11 protein-coding genes and 1 tRNA gene are annotated in these 8,832 nt (G+C 40.5%); 10 read left to right on the forward strand and 2 right to left on the reverse strand.

All coding sequences use genetic code 11. From position 1 onward, the window contains the following. Window positions 1-110 precede the first annotated feature (110 nt). The 8 genes from HT724_RS05045 (at window position 111) to HT724_RS05080 (ending at window position 5,623) form a co-directional block, all read left to right on the forward strand. Window positions 111-410, forward strand: a complete 300-nt coding sequence (locus HT724_RS05045; protein ID WP_001815024.1) for a DUF4651 domain-containing protein — start codon at window positions 111-113, stop codon at window positions 408-410. Next, window positions 407-724, forward strand: coding sequence for a thioredoxin family protein (locus HT724_RS05050; protein ID WP_000615777.1), 318 nt, complete (start codon window positions 407-409; stop codon window positions 722-724). The genes HT724_RS05045 and HT724_RS05050 overlap by 4 nt, the downstream gene beginning before the upstream one ends. Window positions 725-739: 15 nt before the next feature. Beyond that, the gene (gene ytpR, locus HT724_RS05055; RefSeq protein WP_023943328.1) at window positions 740-1,366 is read left to right on the forward strand and encodes a YtpR family tRNA-binding protein; all 627 of its coding nucleotides are present in this window, start codon (window positions 740-742) and stop codon (window positions 1,364-1,366) included. Window positions 1,367-1,407: 41 nt separating this feature from the next. Next, window positions 1,408-2,169, forward strand: a complete 762-nt coding sequence (locus tag HT724_RS05060) for an SDR family NAD(P)-dependent oxidoreductase (RefSeq protein WP_173275393.1) — start codon at window positions 1,408-1,410, stop codon at window positions 2,167-2,169. Window positions 2,170-2,245: 76 nt separating this feature from the next. Continuing rightward, on the forward strand, window positions 2,246-2,641 hold the full coding sequence (locus HT724_RS05065) for a single-stranded DNA-binding protein (RefSeq protein WP_173275397.1): 396 nt from the start codon (window positions 2,246-2,248) through the stop codon (window positions 2,639-2,641). A gap of 155 nt (window positions 2,642-2,796) precedes the next feature. Further along, entirely contained in the window at window positions 2,797-3,081 is a 285-nt protein-coding gene (gene groES / locus HT724_RS05070) for a co-chaperone GroES (RefSeq protein WP_000917320.1), read from the forward strand. Between the two features lie 15 nt (window positions 3,082-3,096). Further along, window positions 3,097-4,719, forward strand: coding sequence for a chaperonin GroEL (groL, locus tag HT724_RS05075; RefSeq protein WP_173275400.1), 1,623 nt, complete (start codon window positions 3,097-3,099; stop codon window positions 4,717-4,719). A 136-nt stretch (window positions 4,720-4,855) separates the two neighbouring features. Continuing rightward, window positions 4,856-5,623, forward strand: a complete 768-nt coding sequence (locus tag HT724_RS05080; RefSeq protein ID WP_084920455.1) for an epoxyqueuosine reductase QueH — start codon at window positions 4,856-4,858, stop codon at window positions 5,621-5,623. A gap of 70 nt (window positions 5,624-5,693) precedes the next feature. Here HT724_RS05080 and HT724_RS05085 read toward each other — a convergent pair whose 3' ends face one another. Next, the gene (locus HT724_RS05085; protein ID WP_000775321.1) at window positions 5,694-6,227 is read right to left on the reverse strand and encodes a DUF402 domain-containing protein; all 534 of its coding nucleotides are present in this window, start codon (window positions 6,225-6,227) and stop codon (window positions 5,694-5,696) included. Between the two features lie 88 nt (window positions 6,228-6,315). Next, window positions 6,316-7,092, reverse strand: a complete 777-nt coding sequence (gene recX, locus HT724_RS05090; protein WP_173275402.1) for a recombination regulator RecX — start codon at window positions 7,090-7,092, stop codon at window positions 6,316-6,318. A gap of 37 nt (window positions 7,093-7,129) precedes the next feature. Between recX and rlmD the strand changes: the two genes are divergently transcribed. Next, entirely contained in the window at window positions 7,130-8,485 is a 1,356-nt protein-coding gene (gene rlmD, locus HT724_RS05095; protein ID WP_173293555.1) for a 23S rRNA (uracil(1939)-C(5))-methyltransferase RlmD, read from the forward strand. Window positions 8,486-8,546: 61 nt separating this feature from the next. Next, window positions 8,547-8,618, forward strand: a tRNA-Glu gene (locus HT724_RS05100). Window positions 8,619-8,832: the final 214 nt, after the last annotated feature.

The following is an 8,832-nucleotide window of genomic DNA, read 5'->3' on the forward strand; positions in this document are numbered from 1 at the left end:
TAGCTTCCTAGTTTGCTCTAGTATAAGAAGTCCTTTTCCTTAAAGGAAGAGGCTTTTTACTTGCTTTTCTGCTGCTTCCTCATTTGTCCTAAAGCCTTTTTTGTGTTAAAATGAATGGTATGAAAGCTAAAAAAATGTGGATGGCAGGTCTGGCTCTGCTTGGTATTGGGAGCCTTGCCCTTGCTACGAAAAAAGTTGCAGATGACCATAAGCTCATGAAGACTCAGGAAGAGTTGACAGCGATTGTGCGAGACCATTTTTCAGATATGGGGGAAATTGCGACCCTCTATGTTCAAGTCTATGAAAGCAGTCTAGAGAGCTTGGTTGGTGGCGTCATTTTTGAGGATGGCCGTCATTATACCTTTGTCTATGAAAATGAAGACCTAGTCTATGAGGAGGAAGTCTTATGATACAACCAGCAAGTTTAGAAGAATTAGCATCTTTAGTAGAAAAAGATGGCAAGAAGGTCTTTCTTTTTGTGGCGGACTGGTGTGGCGATTGTCGTTACATCTATCCTGCCTTGCCAGAAATTGAGGAAACCAATCCAGAGTTCACCTTTATTCGGGTGGACCGCGACCAGTATATGGATTTGGCTAAACTCTGGGATGTTTATGGAATTCCTAGCCTTGTTGTTCTAGAAAAGGACAAGGAAATTGGTCGTTTTGTTAATCGCGACCGTAAAAGCAAGCAACAAATTAATGACTTTTTAGCAGGACTGAAATAGGAGAAAATAGAAACAATGATTTTTACATATAACAAAGAACATGTCGGTGATGTCCTTATGGTCATCGTGAAAAATAGCGGAGATGCCAAACTGGATGTGGAGCGCAAAGGCAAGGTGGCTCGTGTTTTCCTCAAAGATAATGGGGAAACAGTGGCTTGGAATATTTTTGAAGTTTCAAGTTTCTTTGAAATTGCAGAGCGCGGTCAAGTCTTTTTATCAGATGAGCAAGTCGCTCGTTTGAATCAAGAATTGCAGACGGAAGGATTTACAGAAGAAATTGTCAATGACAAGGAACCTAAGTTTGTTGTTGGTGAGATTGTCGAGATGGTAGCCCATCCAGATAGTGACCACCTCAACATCTGCCAAGTTGCAGTATCAAGTGACAAGACTGTACAAATCGTTGCAGGGGCTCCTAATGCGCGTCTTGGGTTGAAAACCATTGTGGCTCTTCCTGGAGCTATGATGCCCAAAGGCAACCTCATTTTCCCAGGCGAACTTCGTGGTGAAAAGAGTTTTGGCATGATGTGCAGTCCTCGTGAATTGTATCTGCCAAATGCTCCGCAAAAACGTGGTATTATTGAATTATCAGAAGACCAAGTTGTCGGAACACCATTCGACCCAGCTAAACACTGGACTGCCTAGGAAGTTGTCAGTATCTGATAGAGCAGATAGAAGGAAATAAGATGGCAAAAAATGTAGTGATTACAGGAGCGACATCAGGAATCGGTGAAGCAATTGCGCGTGCTTATCTGGAGCAGGGTGAGAATGTCGTTCTAACAGGACGACGGACAGACAGACTTGAAGCCTTAAAAATTGAGTTTTCAGGAGCCTTCCCAAATCAAACTGTCTGGACCTTTCCACTAGATGTCACGGATATGACCATGGTAAAGACTGTCTGCTCTGATATTCTAGAAACGATAGGGAAGATTGATATTCTGGTCAACAATGCTGGACTGGCTCTAGGTTTAGCACCCTATCAGGATTATGAAGAGCTCGATATGTTGATCATGCTGGATACCAATGTCAAAGGTTTGATGGCAGTTACTCACTGTTTCTTGCCAGCAATGGTAAAAGCCAATCAAGGACATATTATCAACATGGGGTCAACCGCAGGAATCTACGCCTATGCTGGTGCCGCTGTTTACTCAGCTACCAAGGCAGCGGTTAAGACCTTTTCAGATGGATTGCGAATTGATACCATCGCAACGGATATCAAGGTGACGACCATTCAGCCTGGAATTGTCGAAACAGATTTCTCTACAGTTCGTTTTCATGGTGACAAAGAGCGGGCTGCGTCCGTTTACCAAGGAATCGAAGCCTTGCAGGCACCAGACATCGCAGACACAGTAGTCTATGTGACCAGTCAACCTCGTCGTGTGCAGATTACAGATATGACCATAATGGCCAATCAACAGGCGACAGGTTTCATGGTTCATAAAAACTAAAAAATTTCCTCGAAAAGTTACAAATTTCTGTAACTTTTTTTGATTTCCTACGAATAGATAAGTAGGAGGAAAAAATATGTATAATAAAGTTATCTTGATTGGGCGTTTGACGTCTACACCAGAATTGCATAAAACCAACAATGACAAGTCAGTAGCGCGCGCGACTATTGCAGTCAACCGTCGTTACAAAGACCAAAACGGTGAACGTGAAGCTGACTTTGTCAATATGGTTCTATGGGGCAGACTAGCAGAAACCTTGGTAAGCTACGCAACTAAAGGTAGTCTCATTTCAGTGGATGGAGAATTACGTACCCGTCGTTTTGAGAAAAATGGTCAGATGAACTACGTGACCGAAGTCCTTGTGACAGGATTCCAACTCTTGGAAAGTCGTGCCCAACGTGCTATGCGTGAAAATAACGTAGGGCAGGATTTGGCAGATTTGGTTTTGGAAGAGGAAGAATTGCCATTTTAAACATTGAAAAGTCTGAGTTGGTCTCAGGCTTTTTATCTTGAGAAAGTCAGACTTTTTTCTTGACTATTTCTGACCAAGTGATACAATAGAACTATGAATTAGCACTCATCTATAAAGAGTGCTAATAATATGTAGTTCATCATGGAGGAAAACAGATGTTGAAACCATTAGGAGACCGTGTGGTCTTGAAAATCGAAGAAAAAGAACAAACTGTTGGAGGTTTTGTCCTCGCAGGTTCAGCCCAAGAAAAAACCAAAACAGCCCAAGTTGTAGCTACTGGACAAGGTGTTCGTACCTTGAACGGTGATTTGGTTGCTCCAAGTGTTAAGGCTGGAGACCGTGTCTTAGTTGAAGCTCACGCAGGTATTGATGTCAAAGACGGCGATGAAAAGTACATCATCGTTGGCGAAGCTAACATCTTGGCTATCATTGAAGAATAGAAGGAGAAAGTAAGTATGTCAAAAGAAATTAAATTTTCATCTGATGCTCGTTCAGCTATGGTCCGTGGTGTCGATATCCTTGCAGACACTGTTAAAGTAACCTTGGGACCAAAAGGTCGAAATGTCGTCCTTGAAAAATCATTCGGTTCACCACTCATCACCAATGACGGTGTAACTATTGCCAAAGAAATCGAATTGGAAGACCATTTTGAAAATATGGGTGCCAAATTGGTATCAGAAGTCGCTTCTAAAACCAATGATATCGCAGGTGACGGAACGACAACTGCAACTGTCTTGACCCAAGCAATCGTCCGTGAAGGCATTAAAAACGTCACAGCAGGTGCCAATCCAATCGGTATTCGTCGTGGGATTGAAACAGCAGTTGCAGCAGCAGTAGAAGCTTTGAAAAACAATGCCATCCCTGTTGCCAACAAAGAAGCTATCGCTCAGGTTGCTGCCGTATCTTCTCGTTCTGAAAAAGTCGGTGAATACATTTCTGAAGCCATGGAAAAAGTTGGTAAAGACGGAGTCATCACCATTGAAGAGTCACGTGGTATGGAAACAGAGCTTGAAGTTGTAGAAGGTATGCAGTTTGACCGTGGTTACCTTTCACAGTACATGGTAACAGATAGCGAAAAAATGGTAGCTGATCTTGAAAATCCATACATTTTGATTACTGATAAGAAGATTTCAAATATCCAAGAAATCTTGCCACTCCTAGAAAGTATTCTCCAAAGCAATCGTCCCCTCTTGATTATTGCGGATGATGTAGATGGTGAAGCTCTTCCAACTCTTGTTTTGAACAAGATTCGTGGAACCTTCAACGTGGTAGCAGTCAAGGCACCTGGTTTTGGTGACCGTCGCAAAGCCATGCTTGAAGACATTGCCATCTTAACAGGCGGAACAGTTATCACAGAAGACCTTGGTCTTGAGTTGAAAGATGCGACAATTGAAGCTCTTGGTCAAGCAGCGAGAGTAACTGTGGACAAAGATAGCACGGTTATCGTAGAAGGTGCTGGAAATCCTGAAGCCATTTCTCACCGTGTTGCGGTTATCAAGTCTCAAATCGAAACCACAACTTCTGAATTTGACCGTGAAAAATTGCAAGAACGCTTAGCAAAATTGTCAGGTGGTGTTGCAGTCATTAAGGTCGGAGCCGCAACTGAAACTGAGTTGAAAGAAATGAAACTCCGCATCGAAGATGCCCTCAACGCTACTCGTGCAGCCGTTGAAGAAGGTATCGTTGCAGGTGGTGGAACAGCTCTTGCCAATGTGATTCCAGCAGTTGCTGCCTTGGAATTGACAGGAGATGAAGCAACAGGACGCAATATCGTTCTCCGTGCCTTGGAAGAACCTGTTCGTCAAATCGCCCACAATGCAGGATTTGAAGGCTCTATCGTCATCGATCGTTTGAAAAATGCTGAAGTTGGTACAGGCTTCAACGCAGCAACTGGCGAGTGGGTCAACATGATTGAAGAGGGAATCATCGACCCAGTTAAAGTGAGCCGTTCAGCCTTACAAAATGCAGCATCTGTAGCTAGTTTGATTTTGACAACAGAAGCAGTCGTAGCCAATAAACCAGAACCAGCAGCCCCAGCTCCAGCAATGGATCCAAGCATGATGGGCGGGATGATGTAAGCTTTCTATAGAAAACAATTTATAAAAAACACAAAAGGAGGGAATGACTAACCCTCTTTTTATGATATTCACTTCTAAATTGATTTGAGCTCTCCTAATTTATATGATAAAATAAGACTAGAAAAAGGAGAAGAACATGATCGATGTAGAAGAAATTCTGAGCAAGATGAATCCCAATCAGAAGATTAATTATGACCGTGTCATGCAGAAAATGGTACAAGTATGGGAGAAAAATGAGCAGCGGCCAACTATTCTCATGCATGTTTGCTGTGCCCCTTGTAGTACCTATACACTAGAATATTTGACCAAGTATGCAGATGTGACCATCTATTTTGCTAATTCCAATATCCATCCCAAGGCAGAATACCATAAGCGTGCCTATGTCACCAAGAAATTCGTCAGTGATTTCAATGAGCGAACAGGAAATACGGTTCAGTACCTAGAAGCTCCCTACGAACCAAATGAATACCGTAAGTTAGTCAGAGGACTGGAAGAAGAGCCTGAAGGTGGCGACCGTTGCAAGGTTTGCTTTGACTACCGACTGGATAAGACAGCGCAAGTGGCTATGGGTTTGGGCTTTGACTACTTTGGCTCAGCCTTGACCATCAGTCCTCATAAGAATTCTCAAACCATCAACAGCATCGGAATTGATGTGCAAAAAATTTACACAACACACTATCTTCCAAGTGATTTCAAGAAAAATCAAGGCTACAAACGTTCAGTAGAGATGTGTGAAGAGTATGACATCTACCGTCAATGTTATTGTGGATGTGTCTATGCGGCTCAAGCTCAGAATATTGACTTGGTTCAGGTTAAGAAGGACGCTACAGCTTTCTTGCTGGATAAGGATGTTGAAAAAGATTATTCCCATATCAAATTTACAGTTACTAAATTAGATATATAGAGACCAACCCAGTTGAAAAGCTGGGTTTTTCAAATAAAAAAACCAGGGCTTTCACCCTAGTTTGACAACTTTACCGATTCTTTAGTTCTACATAGCGCTTGTACCAAATGTTTACATAGGCTTCTGAGAAAGGACCACGTCCATTGTTAATCCAATCAACAAGAATTTTGACATGTTCTTTTAAAATATAGTCCAAGTCATCAGAATAATTCATTTTGCGTTTGTGACGCTCATACTCCTCAACATCCAAGAGACGTTTTTCTCCATCTGTAAAAATTTTAACATCCAAATCGTAATCAATATATTTCAGTGCTTCTTCATCCAGATAGTAGGGGCTAGCCATATTGCAATAGTAGGAAGTTCCATTATCACGAATCATGGCAATGATATTAAACCAATATTTCTTGTGAAAGTAAACAATAGCCGGTTCTCGAGTGACCCAACGACGACCATCACTTTCGGTAACCAGTGTATGATCGTTGACACCAATAATGGCGTTTTCTGTTGTTTTTAGTACCATGGTGTCCCGCCAAGTTCGGTGGAGACTCCCATCATGCTTATAACTTTGAATTGTAATAAAGTCGCCTTCTTTTGGAAGCTTCATAACTAACCAACTTTCTACAATTTATAAGTTTATCATTTACTATTGTACCATAAAATTATCTAAAATCTGTGAATTTCACTTGGAAATGTTAAAGATATTCTCTAAGAGCGCTTGCTATGTCCGAAAAATCGTAGCCCTTTCGTGCTAAAACTTGAGTTAAACGCTGCTTCAGTTCGTATCCTTCATACTTTCGGGCATACTTAGCATATTGCTTATCAAGTTCCTTGAAGATGAGTTCTTGAGTCGTTTCTTCATCAACTTGACTATCTAATTGGTCAAATGCATTTTTAGCATCAGAGTAGGAGAAGCCCTTGTTGGTCAGATTCTGGATAATCTTATCTTGCAAAGCACGAGTTGGAAGTTTTCCTTCATATTTTTTCAATAGTTTATTAGCTACACGTTGAGCAACTTCCGAAAAATCAAATTCTTTCAATATCTCTTCTATAGTGGATTTTGAAATTCCTTTTTGTGTTAGTTTCTGAGTCAGTACATAAGGCCCCTTGTCTCCTGAAAGTTGATTGGCATTGATGATAGCATAAGCGTACTGACTATCATTAATCCAATTATCTTCTTTAAGATTAATAATGACTTGAGAAACTATGTTTTCATCAATATCGTATTTTTTCAGATATTCTCTGACCTCTTTTTCAGTGCGTACTTTAAAGGATAAATGGTAGAGGGCCAGATTCTTACCGTAAGAAAATTTGGCAAAGTCCTGAATCTCTTTCAATTCCTCTTCGCTTATCACCTTATCTCTCGATAACATAAAACGAACAATTGTATCTTCGGTGATATAGCATTTGTCGCCATTATCAAGTTCCATCAGATAGAGTCTTTTTTTCTTTTCAAGTTTTGTGATTTTCATAGTTCTATTATAACTCAAAATGTGATAAGATAGGGGTATGAATCTGAAAGTGAAACAAAAAATACCATTAAAAATCAAGCGCATGGGAATTAATGGTGAAGGAATCGGCTTTTATCAAAAAACCTTAGTCTTTGTGTCTGGTGCTCTCAAAGGAGAAGATATCTATTGTCAGATTACTTCTATTAAACGTAACTTTGTTGAGGCGAAATTACTGAAGGTCAACAAGAAGTCTAAATTTCGAGTTGTGCCAGCTTGTACTATTTACAATGAGTGCGGAGGTTGCCAAATCATGCACCTGCATTATGATAAGCAACTGGAGTTCAAGACGGACTTGCTTCATCAAGCGCTGAAAAAATTTGCCCCTGCAGGATATGAAAATTATGAAATCCGCCCGACGATTGGTATGCAGGAACCAAAGTACTACCGTGCTAAGTTACAATTTCAGACTCGAAAATTTAAGAATCAGGTCAAGGCGGGCTTATATGCACAAAACTCTCACTATTTAGTAGAGTTGAAAGATTGCCTGGTACAAGACAAGGAAACCCAAGTGATTGCTAATCGCCTAGCAGAATTGCTTACTTATCACCAGATTCCAATCACCGATGAGAGAAAAGTTCTAGGTGTTAGAACTATAATGGTCCGACGAGCAAGAAAGACTGGACAGGTTCAGATTATTATTGTGACAAATCGTCAGCTTAATTTAACCCAACTAGTAAATGATTTAATTAAAGATTTTCCAGAGGTTGTGACAGTAGCTGTTAATACAAATACAGCTAAAACCAGTGAGATTTATGGTGAAAAGACAGAGATTATCTGGGGACAAGAGAGTATTCAAGAAGGTGTACTCGATTATGAATTTTCCCTATCCCCTCGAGCTTTCTATCAACTAAATCCTGAACAAACAGAAGTTCTTTATAACGAGGCGGTAAAAGCCTTGGATGTTAATAAAGAAGACCATTTGATTGACGCTTATTGTGGAGTTGGAACGATTGGGTTTGCCTTTGCAAAGAAAGTTAAAACACTCAGAGGTATGGATATTATTCCAGAAGCTATTGAAGATGCTAAGCGAAATGCTAAAAGAATGGGGTTCGACAATACTCATTATGAAGCTGGAACAGCAGAAGAGATTATTCCTCGCTGGTACAAGGAAGGATACCGGGCAGATGCACTGATTGTGGATCCACCACGTACAGGTCTGGACGATAAGTTATTAGATACTATTCTTACTTATGTACCAGAAAAAATGGTCTATATTTCTTGTAATGTTTCGACTTTGGCTCGTGATTTGGTACGCTTAGTAGAAGTCTACAATGTCCATTATATCCAGTCAGTTGATATGTTCCCACATACAGCTCGAACTGAAGCTGTTGTAAAATTAATAAAAAAAGTTTAAAAAAGGTGTTGACAAAGTTTAAAAAGCCTGTATAATAGTAAGAGTTGAAAATAACAACTCTGGTCCGTTGGTCAAGGGGTTAAGACACCGCCTTTTCACGGCGGTAACACGGGTTCGAATCCCGTACGGACTATGGTATGTTGCGGTTGAAGCACTTGATGAAAAAAAGATTAAAAAAGTTTCAAAAAAGTGTTGACAAGCGAAAGCGACTGTGATATACTAATATAGTTGTCGCTTGAGAGAAATGAGTGACAAAGACCTTTGAAAACTGAACAAGACGAACCAATGTGCAGGGCACTACAACTGAAGTTGTAGTACTGAACAATGAAAAAAACAATAAATCTGTC

This window comes from Streptococcus sp. k-402, from assembly GCF_013277515.1.
Classification (GTDB): Bacteria; Bacillota; Bacilli; order Lactobacillales; family Streptococcaceae; genus Streptococcus.